Origin of the sequence: Pseudonocardia lutea, assembly GCF_042658055.1 — a bacterium.
GTDB lineage: Bacteria > Actinomycetota > Actinomycetes > Mycobacteriales > Pseudonocardiaceae > Pseudonocardia > Pseudonocardia lutea.
Genome location: NZ_JBHSQK010000002.1, coordinates 25,992 through 42,675, shown reverse-complemented (window position 1 = coordinate 42,675; position 16,684 = coordinate 25,992). Strand labels below are relative to the sequence as shown.

Sequence of the window (16,684 nt, the reverse complement as noted above, 5' to 3'; positions counted from 1 at the left end):
GGCCTCCCGCCCGGACGCGGGGTCGGCTCAGCCCTGGGTTCGGAAGACCAGGCTGGAGTGCCCGACCCGGATCACGTCGCCGTCCGTCAGCTGCCACTGCTGCACCGGGTTGCCGTTCACCGTGGTGCCGTTGGTGGAGCCGAGGTCCGACAGCGTGGCGGTGTGCCCGTCCCAGCTGATCTCCAGGTGCCGGCGCGACACGCCGGTGTCCGGGAGCCGGAAGTTCGAGTCCTGCCCGCGGCCGATGACGTGCGTGCCCTCGGTCAGCGGGTAGCTGCGGCCGGAGCCGTCGTCCAGGGTCAGCGTGGCCTGCAGCTGCTGGCCGTAGCCAGGCTGGCCGCCCCAGCCCTGCTGCTGGCCGTAGCCCTGCTGGTCGTAGCCGCCGTCGTAGCCCTGGTCGTACTGCTGGCCGTAGCCGTCGTACCCGGGCTGCGCGTAGCCCTGCTGGCCGCCGTACTGGGGCTGGCCGTAGCCGGGCTGGGCGTAGGCCTGCTGGCCGCCGTACTGCTGGCCGCCGTACTGCTGGCCGCCCTCGTAGCCCTGGTCGTAGCCCTGCTGCGGGTAGCCGCCCTGCTGGCCGTAGCCCTGCTGGCCGTAGCCGCCCTGCTGGCCGTAGCCCTGCTGGTCGTACCCGCCCTGCTGGTCGTACCCGCCCTGCTGGCCGTAACCCTGCTGGCCGTAGCCCTGCTGGCCCTGCTGACCGTGCTGGTCCTGCGGCGGGGCGTAGGTCTGCTGGCCGTACGGGGCACCACGGTCGTAGCCGTACTGCCCGTTCTCCTCGGGGTGGCCCGGTTGCTGGCTCATGGGTGCTTCTCCTGCGTTGCGTGCTCGTCCGGCGGACCGACGGGAAGCGTCGGGGTCCACGGCCGAGCGGGTGCGGAACTGTCCCGTGTGCAGCGCCTCGGAGCGCTCCAGGAAGACTACGACCTCGCCGTAGGTGTCCCATCCCTGGTCGGCGAGTTGCGCGGCGACGTGCGCGGAGAGCGAGTCGGTGACCCCCGCGGTGTCGCCCGCCATGCGGTCAAGATCGGCGGGGCTGAGCTGCACGGTGTAGGCGTTGGGTGCGAGCACCCGACCCCCCGCGAGCTGCCGGAGATGGTCCTCGGCTTCCCTGAGCAGCGCTTGGGCGACCTCCTGGGGAACGACGCTGCCTCCGAAGACCCGCGCGAAGGCGTCGTCCACCATCCCCTGGAGACGGCGTTCGAAGCGATCGACACGGCCCACTCGATCTTCCTTTCGTCCGCTCGGCGTGTTACCGGCGTGTCCGATGGTATCCGTGGTAGGCCCGCGTCCGGTGACACCCGACCCGGTGGTGCGGTGACCGTCCGCCCGCGCGCGCCGGATCGACGGGTGACGATCGGGTAGGGGACCCCCTCGCACGGGCCCCCGGGGGGCCGTGCTAGCTTTTCTCTCGTCGCTCGGGCGAGTGGCGGAATGGCAGACGCGCACGGTTCAGGTCCGTGTGTCCGAAAGGACGTGAGGGTTCAACTCCCTCCTCGCCCACCACCCCCCGAAGGCCTGCCGGATCCCGGCGGGCCTTCGTCCGTTCCCGGGTCGCCGAGCCGCCGGCCCGCTGCGACGACCGGTCGATCACCGGTCGATCACCGGTCGATCACCGGTCGATCACCGGTCGATCACCGGTCGATCACCGGTCGATCACCGCCGTCATGCGCGCATGGCCGGGCGCTCCGGGTGGTCGGCCATCACCAGCACGTCGGCGCTCGCCGCGGGGTCCCGCTCGCGCTCGTACCGCTCGAACACCGGCAGGGTCCAGCGCTCGGCCTGCGGCGTCCGGCGGGCCAGCGCGGCGCGGCCCATGTGCAGGTGGGCCACGAGCTCGAAGGGCAGTCCCCGGCCCAGCAGCAGGGCGCCCGCGACCACCACCACCCCGGCGGGGCCCAGCTCCCGGTAGTCCTCGCGGTAGGCCCGGTCGCGCTCGGCGTCCCAGAGCCGGGGCAGCACCCGCCCGGCGCCGCCCGGCCCGGCCGGGTCGAGGACCTCGCGGCGCAGCGCACCCACGTCGAGCCAGCCGTCGAGGTACATGTCCTCGTCGTGGTGGCCGTACTCGAGCCGCAGCGAGGCGGGCCGCAGGAAGTCCGCGGCCCGCACGACGACGGCGTCCCGGCCACGCAGCCGCAGCCCCTCGGCCACCGCCTCGGCCAGCTCCGCGGTCCCGGTCGGCGGCGGCCCGTCGACCGCGACCCGGGCCCGCCCGGGCAGCGCCGCGGCCCGCTCGACCAGGTGGTCCGCGAGCGCCTCGCGGCTCACCGGGCGGATCGGGCGCGTCGAGGTCACTGGCGGTAGTTCTCCACCGTCGACGCGTCGCGGGTCTGCGCCCCGTCGGGGTCCTGGCCGGCGGCGCGCCGGGCGTCGCGCTGGCGCAGCAGGTCCCAGCACCGGTCCAGGTCCACCCCGATCCGGTCCAGCCGCGCTCGCTCCTCGTCGCTCAGGGGCATGCCGACGTGCGAGCGCTCGAGCCGGTGCTCCTCCTCGACGAGCTCGGTGATCCGTTGCCGCAGTTCGGCGTCGTCGGTCATTGGGGATCCTCCGCTGAAGTGCTTGCTGCACGATCACTGCACCCTGAGACACTAGTCGCGTGACCTCGGGGCAGGGTGGCTCGCTGGTCCGGGCGTTGCGGGTGCTCGAGGCGGTCTCCGCGCTGGGCGACGGGGTGACCGCCAAGGCCATCGCCCGCCGCCTCGGCTGCCCGCTGCCCACGGTGTACCGGGCCCTCGGCACGCTGGTCGAGGAGGGCTACCTGGTCCGGCTCAACGCGGTGCGGGGCTACGGGCTCGGCTACAAGGTCGCCGAGCTGCACCGCGGGCTCACCACGCAGGTCCGGCCGTCGGCGGCGGTGCGCGGGCTGCTCCACGAGGTGCACGACGGCGTGGGTGCGGCCGCGTACCTGGCCGTCCGGCGGGACGTCGACGTCGTGGTCGCGCACGTCGACCGCTGCGCGGAGCACCCCGGTCCGCTCGGCCTGCGCGTCGGCGAGCCCGCGCCGGTGCACGCCACCGCCCTGGGCAAGGTGCTGCTCGCCGGCCTCGGACCCGCCGAGCTGGGCGAGGTGCTGGAGCGCACGCCGCTCACGGCCTACACCCCGCGCACCCTCTCGGACCGGCGCGGCCTGGACCGGGAGCTGCAGCGGATCCGGGCCGCCGGGGCGGCGGTGGAGGTCGAGGAGTTCCACCGCGGGGTCGCCGGCGTGGCCGTCGCGCTGCGCGGCGCGACGGCGGCGGTCGGGGTCGCGGTGAGCCGGGCCGAGTTCACCGCCCGGCGGTGGGAGCTCGAGCACGCGGTCCGCGAGGCGGCGGACCGCGTGGCCCGGGTGCTCACCGCGTGAGCAGCTCCGCGAGCGTGTCGAGCTCGGCCAGGGTCTGCGCCTCGGCGTCGGGGCCCTCCCGGTCCGTCAGGGTGAACAGCACCCGGTCGACGCCCGCCTTCGCGTAGGACTCCAGCGCGTCGGGCTTCGGGGCGCCGCCGAAGATCGTCACGGGGAGGTGGCCGCGGCCGGCCTCCTCCGCGCGCCGGCGCAGCTCGGTGACCCGCTCGGCGAAGGCGTCGAGCTCCTTCAGCCGGATCCGCAGCGGGATCCAGCCGTCGCCGTGCGAGAGGACCCGGTCGAGCACGGTCGGCCCGCCGCCGCCGATCAGCACCGGGGGCACCGCCGTCGGCTTGGGCCAGGACCAGATCGGGTCGAAGTCCACGAAGCGGCCGTGGTACTCGGCCTCCTCCTGCGTCCAGATCGCGCGCAGCGCCTCGATCCGCTCGAGCATCTGGGCGGTCCGCTGCCGCGGGTCGATGCCGTGGTGGGCCATCTCCTCCTCGTTCCAGCCCACGCCCACGCCGAGCTCGACGCGCCCGGGCGCGAGCCGCTCCACGCTGGCCACCTGCTTGGCGAGGTTGATCGGGTGGTGCTGGTTCACCAGCGTCACGCCCGTGCCGAGCGCGATCCGCTCGGTCACGGCCGCCATCGCGCCGAGCGCGACGAACGGGTCGAAGGTGTGGCTGTACTGCCGCGGCAGCTCGGCGCCGCCCGGCCAGGGGGAGCGCCGGCTGGTCGGGATGTGGGTGTGCTCGGTGAGGAACAGCGCCGAGAAGCCGCGCTCCTCGACGCCCCGCGCGAGGGCGAGCGGGTCGATGCCGTAGTCGGTCAGGAAGGTGGTGACGCCGAGGTCCATGACCACGGACCTTGCCATCCCCTGACCCGACGACGAGCCCCGTCACGGCGAGCGGGCCGTGCCCCGCCATGATCACAGTCTGTGGACCGGGACGGTCGGCGCCCACCCGACCCGCCATGATCACCGCCTGTGGACGGGGACGGTCGGAATCCGACCCTCCGCGTCCAAGACTGCTGATCATGCCCGCGGTCGACGGAGGAAGGGGTCGCGCACGGCTCGCCGGCGCCGTGGAACGGGGCCGCGACGTTGTCGGCCGGCACTCTCCCGTCCGAGATCCGCCGGCCCGTGCGGCGGCACGGTCTGCGCTCCGTGGATCGACCGGCGTTCACGCGCGGCGCAGGGTCGTGACGCGGACTAGGTTCTGCCCATGGCGCTGCGCACCGAACCCCCCTTCCGCGCCGACCACGTCGGCAGTCTGCTGCGACCCAAGGCCCTGCTCGACGCCCGCGCGCGGCACGAGCCCGGCTCCCCCGAGCTGAAGGCGGCGGAGGACGAGGCGATCCGCGACGTCGTCCGGCTGCAGGAGGAGATCGGGCTGCGGTCCGCCACGGACGGCGAGTTCCGCCGCACCTCCTGGCACATGGACTTCATCTACCAGCTCGGCGGCGTCACGAAGACCGACGAGCAGATCCGCGTCCGGATGATCAACGCCGAGGGAGAGGGCGCCTTCACCTCGGCCGGGCTGGCCATCACGGAGAAGGTCCGGCTGCGCGAGCCGATCTTCGCCGACGCCTTCCGGTTCCTCGCCTCGTGCACCACCACCGCGGTCCCGAAGCTGACCATCCCGTCGCCGAGCATGGTCCACTACCGCGGCGGCACGGCGGCGATCGACCGCTCCGTCTACCCGGACATCGAGGAGTTCTGGGCGGACCTGTCGGCCGCGTACGCCGACGAGGTCCGGGCGCTCGGTGAGCTCGGCTGCCGCTACCTGCAGCTCGACGACACCAGCCTCGCCTACCTCAACGACCCCGCCCAGCGGGCCGAACACGCCGCCGACGACGCCGACCACCTGCACGAGCGCTACATCCGGCAGATCAACGCCGCGATCGCGGACAAGCCCGAGGGCATGCGGATCACCACGCACATGTGCCGCGGCAACTACCGCTCCTCGTGGGCGGCGGAGGGCGGCTACGACTTCGTGGCCGAGGCGCTGTTCGGCGAGCTCGCCGTCGACGGCTTCTTCTGCGAGTTCGACGACGAGCGCTCCGGAGGCTTCGCCCCGCTGCGGTTCGTCCCGCCGGGCAAGCAGGTGGTGCTCGGGCTGGTGACCACCAAGAACGGCCGGCTCGAGGAGGCGGACACCCTCAAGCGCAGGATCGACGAGGCGGCGAAGTACGTCCCGCTCGACCAGCTCTGCCTGTCCCCGCAGTGCGGCTTCTCCTCGACCGTGGAGGGCAACACGCTCACCGTGGACGAGGAGATCGCCAAGCTCCGGCTGATCGTGCAGGTCGCGGAGGACGTCTGGGGCTGACGGCGGGTGCGGCGCCCGACCGGCCCGCGCCCGACCGGCCTGCGCTGACTATCCGTCGCCGACCGACCGGCGTGGCCGCATCGGTGGGCCGTGTTGGTGGGCCGTGTTGGTGGGCCGGTGTCGGTGGGCCGGCGTCAGTTGAGCTGGCGTCGGGGGAGCTGGCGTCGGCGTGGGTGGGCTGGTGTCGGCTGGTGTCCTTGGGGCCGGCGAAATTTCGAGGGTCCTGTCGGGGTCCGGCGCTACCGTGCCCGCGTGGCCTATGACGAAGCTCTCGCCGCGCGCATCCGCACCCTGCTCGCGGAGGAACCCGGGCTGACCGAGAAGCGGATGTTCGGTGGGCTCGCCTTCCTGCTCGGCGGACACATGGCCGTCGCCGCCAGCGGGCGGGGCGGGCTGATGGTCCGGGTCGACCCGGACCGCACCCCGGAGTTGGTCACCCGTCCCGGCGTGGAGCGGATGGTGATGCAGGGCCGGGAGATGGACGGCTGGCTCCGGGTCTTCGGCCACCCGGAGATCGACGACCTCCCCGACACCGACCTCGCCGCCTGGGTCACCGAGGGCGTCGATTTCGTGAAGACCCTCCCGCCGAAATGACGCCGCGACGGCTGCTCGGCAACGGCGCTGCTCGACGTCACGGCTCGGGCTCCGTGGTTCCCTCGCCATCCGGCGGCGCACACCCCGCCGAGTCGCCCCACACGTCGTCGAACAGGTGTGTCGCACTGTGGCGGGGTGTGCGAGGTGATCCGGATGGGTGTGTCACCGCAGCCGTGAGCGGCGAGACGTCCGGCTAGGCTCGGGCAGGTGAGCGACGGGGCCACCGGCTGGGGCGAGCCGCTGTACGAGCGGGTGCTGGCCGGCGTCCCGGAGGGTGCGTCGGTGCTCGACGTCGGGTGCGGGCCGGGCGTGTTCGCGGCCTTCGCGAGCAGGCGGGGCTTCACGGTCACCGGCATCGATGCGGACCGCTCGGCCGTCGCGGCGGCGCGGCGGGAGGTGCCGGCCGCGGAGTTCGAGGTCGGCGACGCCCACCAGCTCGACGGGTCCTTCGACCTCGTCGCGCTCGTGCAGGTGCTCGCGCACGTCACCAACCCGCTCAAGGTGCTCAAGGAGGCGGCGCGGGTCGGCGGGCTGGTGCGCGCGACGGTCTGGGGTCGCGAGGAGGAGTCCGACGTCCGGCTCTTCGGCGAGGCCCTCTCCCCGTTCCTCCCGCCCCGTGGAGCGCGCCGCACCCCCGCCGGGCCGCCCCCGCTGACCGAACCGGACCGCTTCCGCAAGATCGCCAGGACCGCAGGCCTCGAGGTCCTCGCGCTGGACGAGGTGCGCTGCCCCTTCGACTATCCCGACGAGGACGCGCTGGTCGGGCCGTTGCTCACCTCCGACATCGGGCGGTACGCCGTCAACGCCGCAGGTCCGGCCGCAGTACGGGCGGCGGTCCTCACCACCTTCGCGTCGCGCAGGCAGGGCGAGGGCTACCGGCTCTGGAACCTCTTCCGGGTCCTCGACGCCCGCCCCGCCTGACCCCCGACCACCAACCGCCTTCGGCTGGTCCCCGGCTCCGGCGGTCCGGCTCACGCTCGTCGTCGCACATCGCCGCTGATCCGGCCGCGGCCGGCGCCGTTGGCGCACCCGTCAGCGGCCGTCACCGATCGCCGGTTCGGTGCGCCGGCGGTTCCGCAAAACGGTCCTCCCTGCCCGCCACGGCCGATCATGAGCGCAGCCCGTCTGAGCTGATCTCCGGTTCCGTGCAGCAGCGGCTCCGCGCTCGGTCCTCCCTGCACACCACCGCCGATCGTGGGGTCACGGGCGCAGCCGATCGTCGGTTCCGTGCGCTTGCTGTTCGGCACTCGGCCCTTCCCGCACACCACTACCGATCATGACTGCGCCGCCGACCCGAGCTGATCTCCGATTCCGTGCAGCAGAGGTTCCGCGCTCGGTCCGCCTGCACTTCACCGTCGATCATGACCGCCGGCCCGGCACCATCCTCGTGGCGGCGGCACTCTCAGCCGACCGACCACCGCCCACCACGAACCCGGAAGCCGTTGACGCCCCACCGTTCACGTCCGTAGCCTGAGTTCGTGGCAAAAACTCAGCCCGTCACGATCGGCGCCGCGGCGCTCGCCCCGTTCGTGGTGTTCGCGAGCTTCCCGCTGCCGATCGTGGCGCTGCCGGCGATCGGGGCGGACCTGGGCGTCGGGATCGCGGAGCTGAACCTGTTGGTCAGCGGCTACGCCCTGGGTCTCGGCGCGTTCCTGCTCACCGGCGGCTCGCTCGCCGACCGCTTCGGCGCGGCCCGGGTGTGGATCGGGGCGATGGTCGGCTTCGCGGTCTTCTCCGCCGGCTGCGCGCTCGCGACGACCGTGCCGCTCCTCGTCGCCGCCCGGATCGCGCAGGGCGGGGCGGGGGCGGCGCTGATGGCGTCGTCGCTCAGCCTGGTCGCGGCGGCGGTCGAGCCGCAGCGGCGTGCGGGCGCGGTCGCGCTGTGGGGCGCGGCGATCGGTGCGGGCCTCTCCGCCGGCCCGCTCGGGGCGGGGCTGGCGCTGGAGTTCGGCCGCTGGCGTCCCGCCTTCGCCGTGCTGGCCGCGGTCGCGGCGGCGGCGGCGCTGGTCGGCGTGCTCGCGCTGCCCACACCTCGCGGGGTGGCCCGCGGCCGGTTCGACCTGCTCGGCACCGTGCTGCTCACGGTGGGGATCGGCGGACTGATCCTCGGCGTGAGCTGGGTGGGCGCCGACGCCTCGGCCCCGCGGGTCTGGATCGCCTTCGGACTCGCCGTGCTCCTGCTGCCCGTGTTCGTGCTGCAGCAGCGCCGGCGCGCGGTGCCGATGATCGACGTCGGGCTGCTCCGCCTGCCCACCTACGCCGGCGGGCTGGTTGCCGGCATGGCCATGGCGCTGTCGATCCTGTCGATGCTGGTGCTGCTCGGCCCGTACCTGCAGGTGGTGTTCGGGCTCTCGGCGCTGGAGGCCGGGCTCTGGTACCTCCCGGCGACCCTGCTGTCCACCCTCGTCGCCCTCCTCGGGGCCCGGATCGGCGCGCGGTACTCGCTGCGCATCCGGCTCACGGCCGGCCTCGCGCTGTCCGGGGCCGGGCTCGCGGCGCTGGCCTTCGTGCAGCCCTCCTGGACCTTCCCGCTCCTGCTGCCAGGGTTCGTGCTCGCCGGGCTCGGCATGGGCCTGGCCAACCCGGCGCTCGGCGCCGCGGCGGTGGTCGGGGTGGCGCCGGAGCGCAGCGGGGTCGCCGCGGGCGCGGCCAACACCGCACGCCAGCTCGGCAACGCCCTCGGCATCGCCGTGCTGGGCGCCATCATCCACGCCGGAGCGCTGGCCTCGGCCCGTCACGAGCTCCCGGTCGGCGCCGACCTGCTCGCCGCCGGTGACCTGCGCGGCGCTGCCGCCCTGACCTCGGCCGACGCCGTGCAGGCCGCCTATGCGGTCGCCCAGACGACGGGCGTCCGGCTGGCCCTGGAGGTCTCGGCGGTCCTGGCCCTCCTCGGCGCCCTCGTCGCCGCGTTCCTGCTCCGTCCCCGCCGGCCCGCGCCCCTCGCGGTCCCGGTCGCGCAGCCCGTTCCGGCGCCGACGACTCCGTGATCCACCAGGGAACCAGGATGCGCGCAATCAGGCCGCGTGTGCGCAATGTGGAACCACGGTGCGGGCGATGAGGCTCCCTGCGCGCGTTGTGGAACCACAGTGCGCGCAACAAGACAGAAGAGCCAATGAGGCTCCGTGCACGCATCAGGGAACCATGACGCACAGTTCCCGGGATCGAGAGCGCGTCACGGTTCCCTGATGCGACGTCAGGAGCGCCGCGCGATCTGGTCCGCGAAGAGGCTGGGCGGCAGCCCGTCGGCGACCGCCCGGACGTCCTTCTCCAGCGCGGCGGCCAGGTCGTCGAAGGACCAGGGCCCGTCCGACTGCGCCTCGGCCGCGAGCGTCGGGTTCTCGTAGACCCCCACGCCGAAGCCCACCGAGCTCAGCACCCGCCCGGTCAGCCAGTCGGACCGCTCGCTCGCCAGGTAGAGCGCGAGCTCGGCGACGTTGTCCGGGGACCGGACCGGGTCGCCGTCCTCCGGGCGCTCGGCGACCGCCCGGTCCTTCTCCGCCACGGTGGCGACGAGCCGGGTCGCGGCGGCCGGCGCGATCGCGTTGGCCGTCACGCCGTACCGGGACAGCCCCTGGGCCAGCGAGTACGTCAGCCCGACGATGCCCATCTTCGCGGCCGCGTAGTTGGCCTGTCCGGGGGAGCCCTCCAGCCCGGAGTGCGAGGTGAAGTTCACGATCCGGAAGTGGCCGTCGGGGCGGCGCTGGGCCCGGAAGTGCGCGGCCGCCGCGCGGGAGGTGGAGAAGTGCCCGCGCAGGTGCACGCGGATCACGTCGTCCCACTCCTGGTCGGACATGTTGAAGATCATCCGGTCGCGGAGGATGCCGGCCGCGTTCACCAGCACGTGCAGCCCGCCGAACTCGCGCACGGCGGTCTCCACCAGCCGGGTCCCGGTCGCGGTGTCGGAGACGTCGCCGCCGTCGGCGACCGCCCGGCCGCCCGCGGCCCGGATCTCCGCGGCGACGGCCTCGGCCCGGCCCTCGTCGACCCCGCTGCCGTCCGTGCCGCCGCCCAGGTCGTTGACGACGACCGCCGCGCCCTCGGCGGCGAAGCGCCGGCAGATCGCGGCCCCGATCCCGTTCGCCCCGCCCGTGACGATCGCGACCCGTCCCTCGAGCACCCCCATCACGCCACCCGCAGCCGGCCGCGGTCGAGGACCACGGCACCGTCGCCGTCGCGGGTGGTGCGGAAGACCGCTCCGCCGGTCTCGTCCCGCCAGATCGACACCGTCAGCCGGTCGCCGGGGTAGACGGGGGCGGTGAACCGGCCCTCGATCGAGCCGAAGCGGGCCGGGTCGCCGTCGCAGACGGTGTGCAGCAACGCCCGCGCGGTGAAGCCGTACGTGCACATGCCGTGCAGGATCGGCCGGTCGAACCCGCCGCGGGCCGCGAAGGCCGGATCGGTGTGCAGCGGGTTGCGGTCGCCGGTCAGCCGGTACAGCAGGGCCTGGTTCGGCGCGGTGGCGAGCGGGACCTCGTGGTCGGGCGGGCCGTCGGGCGCCGGCGGGGCCTGCGCACCGCCGCGCGGGCCGCCGAAGCCGCCCTCGCCGCGGATGAACGCCGAGCCGACCGTGGTGGCGAGCGGCGCGCCGGTCGCGGCGTCGACGGCCTCGCACGTGGTCTCCACGAGCGCCCCGCTGCCCTTGTCGTACACCCCGGTGACCTGCGCGGTGACCCGCGCGCGACCCTCGACGGGCAGGGGCGCGTGCAGCCGCACGGCCTGTTCGGCGTGCACGAGCTTCGTGTGGTCGATGTCGCCGAGCGGCACCGCGCCGACCCGGGTGACGATCGCGGCGTAGGTCGGCAGGGCGAGGGCCGTGAGGCCCTCGGTGTTGTCCGTGGTGAAGGCCAGCTCCGTGAGCGGGTCCTCCTGTCCCGCGCCGACGGCGAGCGCGTAGAGCAGCACGTCGTCGCGGGTCCAGGCGAACTCCGCGGGCTCGCCGCGGGTGCCGAGCAGGTCGGGCGCGAGGGGCATCAGATCTCCTTTGATCCAGCTGCATCAAAGTTAGCCCGATGATCCGCCCGCGACCACCCCCGAGAACGACTGGACCGGGGCCCACCACCCCCGCGGGACCCCGGTCGTCGCTCAGCGGCTCACGCCCTGGCCTTCGCCTCCTCCGAGTAGCGCGTCTTGAGCAGGGACTTGCAGTACTCGCCGTTGGTCTCGATCCCGACCCGCTGCAGCCGCGCCCGCCGCAGGTGCAGCGGCACCTGGGCGGCCGTGACCCGGCTGCCGTCGGAGTGGATCAGCAGCGGCGCGTCGTTCTCGTAGGGCAGCCCGATCGCCATCCGCCGGTCCCGGAGCCTGCGCAGCTCCATGGAGTCGGGGATGTCGGCCAGGGTGAGCTCGGCGAGCTCGTCCGGCCCCACCCCCTCGTCGACCAGCGGCCGCGCCAGGCGGTCCTGCCCGGCCAGCGCCGCCTTGGACAGGAAGATGTGCCGCAGCTCGTCGAGCTCCGCCGTCGCCTCGCCCTCGAACGAGCCGACGAACCCGGCGTGCGCGGCCACCCCGCCGTTGATCTCCTCCGACGCGTGGTGGTCGGCCAGCGAGACCACCGCACGGGTGACCCCGGGGACCGCCGACACGGCGTCGTAGGCGTCCGCGACCATGAGGAAGGAGAAGTTGGGGGCGCAGAAGAACGTCGGCAGGCGCAGCCCCACGGTGACTTCCCCCGAGGGGGAGACGGTGCACGACTCGACGAAGTCGAGATCCGTGATGGGCTCGTCCAGCTCCGGGTCGAGCACCGTCCCCAGCGCCCGCCAGACCTCGGCGGGCAGATCGGTCATGCCTGGGCACCCGCCTTGTCCTCGACGAGCTCCTCGCCCGGCTGCATCGGCTCGTCGGCCGAGGTCGGCAGCTGGCACTCCGCCGGCACCGGGATGTCGTAGAGCTTCGCGGCGTTGAGGCCGAGGATCTTCTTCTTCGAGGCGGTGGTGAGCCGCGGGTAGTCGGCGAACTGGTCGTCGTCGGGCATCTGCCAGTCGACGAAGCCCTCGACCTGCCACTTCGGCACCCAGATGTTGTAGTCGGAGCCGAAGGTCATCTTGTCCTCGCCGACCCAGAACAGCAGCTCGCCCATGACCTTGGCGAAGAACTTCGGGCGGGCGTGCATGAGGCCGCCGATGACCACCGAGAGGCCGGCGTAGACGTTGGGCTCCTGCACCGCCATGAAGCAGAAGTCCTCGATGCGCGGCAGACCCACGTGCTCGACGATGAAGTTGAGCCCCTGGAAGTCCGTCGCGGCGTGGTCGACGTCCGCCACGTCGAACGCGTCCTTGTCCAGCGGCCAGATCGTCGGGCCCTTGTGGACGTGGATGTTCTTGATCCCCAGCTCCTGGGCGGCCTGCAGGAACTCGTACGCCTCGGGGTCGGTCAGCTTGTAGCCGCGGGAGGCGCCGTTCCACTCCGCGGTGTAGAGCTTCACGCCCTTGAGGTTGTACTTCTTCGCGTCGGCCTCGAGCTGCTTCATCCCGGCGTCGCCCTCACGCGGGTCGAAGCGGCCGTTCACGATGAGCTTGTCGCCCCAGCGCTCCAGGAGCTGGGCGTTCTGCTCGATCGTGTTGAAGCCCTCCTTGTACCACTCCTTGAGGTAGGTCGACTGGAAGATCGCGTGGTCGACGTGGCCCTCGATGAACATGTCGCGCTCGAAGTCCTCGGGCGTGACCTTGAGGTACTTCTCCCAGTCCCAGTGGGTCTCGGGCGGGCCGAGCTGGTGGTAGCCGTAGAAGCAGTCGATCCAGCCCTTGGCGAACTGCTCCTTGCCCTCGACCCAGTTCTCCTTGGACGCGTCCCAGAAGTGACTGTGGGAGTCGACGACGAAGTACTTCTCTCCGTCTTTCTCGTACATGTGGTGGTTCCTTCCGTCAGCGTCGGTGCTGGTCAGAGAGGCACTGCTGGGGGTGGTGGATCAGGGGACCAAGATCGCGCGGCCGCGGACCCGGCCGGCGTCGAGGTCGTGCAGCGCGTCGAGCGCCGCGTCGAGCGGGTACTGCTTGGTGTGCAGGGTGACCTTCCCCGCCTGCGCCAGGACCATGAGCTCGGTGAGGTCGGCGTAGGTGCCGACGATGTTGCCGATGACGTTCTTCTCGCCGCCGACGAAGTCGAGCGTCGGGGCCTTGAACTCACCGCCGTAACCGAGGATGTACTGGGATCCCGCCGGGGCGGTCATCTGCCAGGCGTCCAGTTCGGCGCCCTGCTCGGCGACGAAGTCGAACACCACGTCGCCGCCGCGGCCGTTCGTGAGGTCCTTGACGGCCTCGACGTGGTTGCCGTCGGCCTGGACGGTCTCGTCGGCACCGATCTGCTTGGCGAGCGCGAGCGCGTCCGGGTTCTTGTCGACGACGACGATCCGGGTCCCGGTGATCGCCGCGAGCGTCTGGATCGCGATGTGGCCCAGCCCGCCCGCGCCCTGGACCACGGCGGTGGTGCCCGGGAAGAGCTCCGGGACCGCCTTGCGCACCGCGTGGTAGGCCGTGATGCCCGCGTCGGCCAGCGCGGCGACGTCGGCGGGGTTGGTGTTCGGGTCGAGCTTGATGCAGGCGCGCGCGGTGGTCCGCAGGTACTCGGCCATGCCGCCGTCGTTGTTCGACAGGCCGGGGAAGAACGCGTTCTCGCACTGCATGTCCCGGCCGCGGCGGCAGGCCAGGCAGAGCCCGCACGACGGCTGCGGGTGCAGGATCACCGTGTCCCCGACGGCGACGTTGGTGACTCCGTCGCCGACCGCCTCGATCCAGCCCGCGTTCTCGTGGCCGATCACGTACGGCAGCGTGGGGTTCTGCGCCTCCGCCCAGTCCCCGTTGATGATGTGCAGGTCCGTGCGACAGACGCCGGCGCCCCCGATCTTGACGATCACGTCGAGCGGGCCCTGGATCTCGGGCTCCGGGATGTCGTCGATCTTCGGATCGGAGTGGTACTCGTGCACCCGGACGGCTTTCACGCCCGTACCTCCTCGGAGTCGCTGCCGTTGTGGTCCCGATCACCGTCGATCACGGTGTGTGGCGTCACAAGGCAGCAAATTCCGCCATGTGAGAAAAAGGGCGAATCGGGCACGTACTGCGTTCGACCGGTGCGCTGCGGCGGTCGTGGAACGCCCGCGGATTCGTCTCTGACCTGCGAGGACGGTATCGGCGCGGGCGACGTGAGGTCCGCCAGGCCGGGTGTCTCATCCTGCGACGGCCTGCCCTTCGGGGGAGGGAGGGGGGCCCGGCCTCACCCGCTCGTGTTCCACGTGGAACACGAGCGCCCGTCGACCGGCGGCGTCGCCCGGGCGCCGCTAGCGTCGCCCTCATGCGGACCGTCATCGCGGGAGGACACGGCAAGATCGCGCTCCGGCTCGCCACGCTGCTGGCGAACCGCGGCGACGAGGTGGTGGGCGTGGTGCGCAACCCGGAGCACCGGGCGGACGTCGAGGCCACCGGTGCGTCCGTGGCCGTGCTGGACCTGGAGCAGGCGTCGTCGACCGAGCTCGCGGCGCACCTCGAGGGGGCCGACGCCGTGGTGTTCGCCGCCGGCGCGGGCCCGGGCAGCACCGCCGAACGCAAGGACACCGTGGACCGGGCCGCCGCCGAGCTGCTGGCCGACGCCGCGAAGGAGGCGGGGGTCCGCCGCTACCTGCTGGTCTCCTCGACCGGGGTGGACCAGGAGCCGGACCCGGACCGCGGCGAGGTGTGGGTGGCCTACGTCCGCGCCAAGAAGGCCGCCGAGGACGCCCTGCGCGACCGGTCCGACCTCGACCTCACGGTCGTGCGCCCGGGCCCCCTCACGGACGACCCGGGCGTCGGTCGCGTGCGGCTGTCCGCGGGTCCGCTCGAGCGCACGCCGATCGCCCGGGACGACACCGCGGCCGTGCTGGCCGCCCTCCTCGAGGCCCCCGACACGGCGGGGCTGACGCTCGAGCTGATGGGCGGCGACGACGACATCCTGGAGGCCGTGGCGGCCGTCCGGCCCTGACCGGCCAGGATCGGGGAAGGGCGGACCCGGTGCGGGCGCGCGGGAACGATCGGCGGGGTGGCGCGGTGTCGCCACGGGAGGAGTGCGGGTGAGCGAGCACGAGTTCGACGTCGTCGTGATCGGCGCGGGCCCGGTCGGGGAGAACGCCGCCGACTACGCCCACCGCGGCGGCCTGTCGGTGGCGCTGGTCGAGGCCGAGAAGGTCGGCGGGGAGTGCTCGTACTGGGCGTGCATCCCGTCGAAGGCGCTGCTGCGCACGCCGAGCGCGGTCGCCGCCGCGCGCCGGCTGCCGGGCGTGACCGCGGACCTCGACCCCGGGGCGGTGTTCGCCCGTCGGGACTCCTTCACCTCCCGCGGCGACGACTCGGGCCAGGCCGAGTGGGTCGGGTCGGCCGGGATCACGCTGGTCCGGGGGCACGGGCGGCTCGCCGGGGAGAAGGCCGTGACGGTCGGCGACGACGTCTACCGGGCCCGGCACGCCGTCGTCGTCGCCACCGGGAGCACGCCGGTCACCCCGCCGGTCGACGGCATCGACACCGTCCGGACCTGGGGGTCCCGCGAGGCGACCGCGGCGGACGAGGCACCGCGCCGGCTCGGGGTGCTGGGCGGCGGCGTGGTCGCCTGCGAGATGGCGCAGGCCTACGCGCGGCTGGGCTCGCAGGTCACCATGCTCGTGCGGGGCGATCGGCTGCTCACCTCCGCCGAGCCCGTCGCGGGGGAGAAGGTCGCCGCGGCGCTGCGTGCCGACGGGATCGACCTGCGCCTCGGCCAGGGGCTCGACGGCGTGGCGAAGTCCGGCGACGCGATCGCGCTGACCACCGGCGGCGAGACGATCGAGGTCGACGAGCTGCTGCTCGCCACCGGCCGGCGCCCGCGCACCGGCGACGCCGGGGTCGAGACGGTCGGCCTGGAGCCGGGGCGACCACTCGTGATCGACGACTCCGGGCTGGTGCGGGGCGTCGACGGCGGGTGGCTGTACGCGACCGGCGACGTCACCGGCCGGTCGCCGCTCACGCACATGGGCAAGTACCAGGCGCGGATCGCCGGGAACGCGATCGTCGCCCGGGCGCACGGCGCGGCCCTCGACACCGCGCCCTGGGGCGAGCACGCGATGACCGCCGACCACCACGCCGTGCCACAGGTCGTGTTCACCGACCCGGAGGTCGGGCACGTCGGCAGGACGGCCGACGGGGCGCGCGCAGCCGGGATCCCCGTGCGGACCGTGGAGATCCCGATCGCCGTCGCGGGCTCCTTGCTGCACGCCGACGGTTACGACGGCGCCGCGGTGCTCGTCGTCGACACCGCGCGGGAGGTGCCGGTCGGGGCGACGTTCGTCGGCCAGGACGTCTCCGAGCTGCTGCACTCCGCGACCGTCGCGATCGCCGGTGAGGTGCCGATCGGGCGGCTGTGGCACGCGGTCCCGTCCTTCCCGACGATCAGCGAGGTCTGGCTCCGGCTGCTGGAGACGTACCGGTCGGAGCCGCAGGCGTAG

General features: G+C 73.4%; 16 protein-coding genes and 1 tRNA gene. 8 read left to right on the top strand and 9 right to left on the bottom strand.

Annotated elements, in window-relative coordinates:
• Positions 1-27 precede the first annotated feature (27 nt).
• A complete protein-coding gene (locus ACFQH9_RS00815) occupies positions 28-1,224 on the bottom strand; it encodes a DUF3662 and FHA domain-containing protein (protein ID WP_379563070.1) in 1,197 nt (398 codons plus the stop codon).
• Positions 1,225-1,420: 196 nt separating this feature from the next.
• Here ACFQH9_RS00815 and ACFQH9_RS00810 point away from each other — a divergent pair.
• A tRNA-Leu gene (locus ACFQH9_RS00810) sits at positions 1,421-1,506 on the top strand.
• 159 nt (positions 1,507-1,665) lie between these two features.
• Here ACFQH9_RS00810 and ACFQH9_RS00805 read toward each other — a convergent pair.
• Together ACFQH9_RS00805 and ACFQH9_RS00800 are read right to left on the bottom strand one after the other, a co-directional pair.
• Positions 1,666-2,295, bottom strand: a complete 630-nt coding sequence (locus ACFQH9_RS00805) for a nucleoside/nucleotide kinase family protein (RefSeq protein ID WP_379563068.1) — start codon at positions 2,293-2,295, stop codon at positions 1,666-1,668.
• Positions 2,292-2,537, bottom strand: a complete 246-nt coding sequence (locus ACFQH9_RS00800) for a DUF2630 family protein (protein WP_379563066.1) — start codon at positions 2,535-2,537, stop codon at positions 2,292-2,294. Before ACFQH9_RS00800 ends, ACFQH9_RS00805 begins: the two co-directional genes overlap by 4 nt.
• 59 nt (positions 2,538-2,596) lie before the next feature.
• On the opposite strand from ACFQH9_RS00800, the gene ACFQH9_RS00795 reads away from it, so the two are divergent.
• Positions 2,597-3,343 (top strand): IclR family transcriptional regulator, encoded by a 747-nt coding sequence (locus tag ACFQH9_RS00795; protein WP_379563064.1) that lies wholly within the window; start codon positions 2,597-2,599, stop codon positions 3,341-3,343.
• Here the strand turns inward: ACFQH9_RS00795 and ACFQH9_RS00790 are convergent.
• Positions 3,333-4,199 carry an LLM class F420-dependent oxidoreductase gene (locus tag ACFQH9_RS00790; protein ID WP_379563062.1) on the bottom strand — a complete coding sequence of 289 codons (867 nt, stop codon included), beginning with the start codon at positions 4,197-4,199 and terminating at the stop codon, positions 3,333-3,335. The genes ACFQH9_RS00795 and ACFQH9_RS00790 overlap by 11 nt on opposite strands.
• 349 nt (positions 4,200-4,548) lie before the next feature.
• On the opposite strand from ACFQH9_RS00790, the gene ACFQH9_RS00785 reads away from it, so the two are divergent.
• The 4 genes from ACFQH9_RS00785 to ACFQH9_RS00770 all read left to right on the top strand — a co-directional run bounded on the left by ACFQH9_RS00785 (position 4,549) and on the right by ACFQH9_RS00770 (position 9,233).
• Positions 4,549-5,652: a 5-methyltetrahydropteroyltriglutamate--homocysteine S-methyltransferase gene (locus ACFQH9_RS00785; protein WP_379563060.1), complete on the top strand. Its 1,104-nt coding sequence runs from the start codon at positions 4,549-4,551 to the stop codon at positions 5,650-5,652.
• Positions 5,653-5,904: 252 nt separating this feature from the next.
• Complete coding sequence (locus ACFQH9_RS00780; RefSeq protein WP_379563058.1) at positions 5,905-6,246, top strand: TfoX/Sxy family protein; 342 nt, start codon at positions 5,905-5,907, stop codon at positions 6,244-6,246.
• A gap of 207 nt (positions 6,247-6,453) precedes the next feature.
• Positions 6,454-7,167: a class I SAM-dependent methyltransferase gene (locus ACFQH9_RS00775; protein ID WP_379563056.1), complete on the top strand. Its 714-nt coding sequence runs from the start codon at positions 6,454-6,456 to the stop codon at positions 7,165-7,167.
• A gap of 557 nt (positions 7,168-7,724) precedes the next feature.
• Positions 7,725-9,233 (top strand): MFS transporter, encoded by a 1,509-nt coding sequence (locus ACFQH9_RS00770; protein WP_379563054.1) that lies wholly within the window; start codon positions 7,725-7,727, stop codon positions 9,231-9,233.
• A gap of 206 nt (positions 9,234-9,439) precedes the next feature.
• Here ACFQH9_RS00770 and ACFQH9_RS00765 read toward each other — a convergent pair whose 3' ends face one another.
• The 5 genes from ACFQH9_RS00765 to ACFQH9_RS00745 all read right to left on the bottom strand — a co-directional run bounded on the left by ACFQH9_RS00765 (position 9,440) and on the right by ACFQH9_RS00745 (position 14,179).
• A complete protein-coding gene (locus ACFQH9_RS00765; RefSeq protein WP_379563052.1) occupies positions 9,440-10,369 on the bottom strand; it encodes an SDR family NAD(P)-dependent oxidoreductase in 930 nt (309 codons plus the stop codon).
• Positions 10,369-11,217: a MaoC family dehydratase gene (locus tag ACFQH9_RS00760; protein ID WP_379563050.1), complete on the bottom strand. Its 849-nt coding sequence runs from the start codon at positions 11,215-11,217 to the stop codon at positions 10,369-10,371. Before ACFQH9_RS00760 ends, ACFQH9_RS00765 begins: the two co-directional genes overlap by 1 nt.
• Positions 11,218-11,336: 119 nt before the next feature.
• Complete coding sequence (locus tag ACFQH9_RS00755; RefSeq protein ID WP_379563048.1) at positions 11,337-12,029, bottom strand: iron-sulfur cluster assembly protein; 693 nt, start codon at positions 12,027-12,029, stop codon at positions 11,337-11,339.
• Entirely contained in the window at positions 12,026-13,090 is a 1,065-nt protein-coding gene (locus ACFQH9_RS00750; RefSeq protein WP_379563046.1) for an amidohydrolase family protein, read from the bottom strand. Before ACFQH9_RS00750 ends, ACFQH9_RS00755 begins: the two co-directional genes overlap by 4 nt.
• Positions 13,091-13,150: 60 nt before the next feature.
• Positions 13,151-14,179: an NAD(P)-dependent alcohol dehydrogenase gene (locus tag ACFQH9_RS00745; RefSeq protein ID WP_379563044.1), complete on the bottom strand. Its 1,029-nt coding sequence runs from the start codon at positions 14,177-14,179 to the stop codon at positions 13,151-13,153.
• Between the two features lie 350 nt (positions 14,180-14,529).
• On the opposite strand from ACFQH9_RS00745, the gene ACFQH9_RS00740 reads away from it, so the two are divergent.
• Positions 14,530-15,192, top strand: coding sequence for an NAD(P)H-binding protein (locus ACFQH9_RS00740; RefSeq protein WP_379563042.1), 663 nt, complete (start codon positions 14,530-14,532; stop codon positions 15,190-15,192).
• Positions 15,193-15,280: 88 nt separating this feature from the next.
• Positions 15,281-16,684 carry a dihydrolipoyl dehydrogenase family protein gene (locus tag ACFQH9_RS00735; RefSeq protein WP_379563040.1) on the top strand — a complete coding sequence of 468 codons (1,404 nt, stop codon included), beginning with the start codon at positions 15,281-15,283 and terminating at the stop codon, positions 16,682-16,684.

Excerpts from the sequence above, each read along its gene's own strand:
- ACFQH9_RS00800 (WP_379563066.1), bottom strand. The coding sequence starts at position 2,537 with ATGACCGACGACGCCGAACTGCGGCAACGGATCACCGAGCTCGTCGAG.
- ACFQH9_RS00790 (WP_379563062.1), bottom strand. The coding sequence starts at position 4,199 with ATGGCAAGGTCCGTGGTCATGGACCTCGGCGTCACCACCTTCCTGACC.
- ACFQH9_RS00785 (WP_379563060.1), top strand. The coding sequence starts at position 4,549 with ATGGCGCTGCGCACCGAACCCCCCTTCCGCGCCGACCACGTCGGCAGT.
- ACFQH9_RS00765 (WP_379563052.1), bottom strand. The coding sequence starts at position 10,369 with ATGGGGGTGCTCGAGGGACGGGTCGCGATCGTCACGGGCGGGGCGAAC.
- ACFQH9_RS00760 (WP_379563050.1), bottom strand. The coding sequence starts at position 11,217 with ATGCCCCTCGCGCCCGACCTGCTCGGCACCCGCGGCGAGCCCGCGGAG.
- ACFQH9_RS00755 (WP_379563048.1), bottom strand. The coding sequence starts at position 12,029 with ATGACCGATCTGCCCGCCGAGGTCTGGCGGGCGCTGGGGACGGTGCTC.
- ACFQH9_RS00750 (WP_379563046.1), bottom strand. The coding sequence starts at position 13,090 with ATGTACGAGAAAGACGGAGAGAAGTACTTCGTCGTCGACTCCCACAGT.
- ACFQH9_RS00740 (WP_379563042.1), top strand. The coding sequence starts at position 14,530 with ATGCGGACCGTCATCGCGGGAGGACACGGCAAGATCGCGCTCCGGCTC.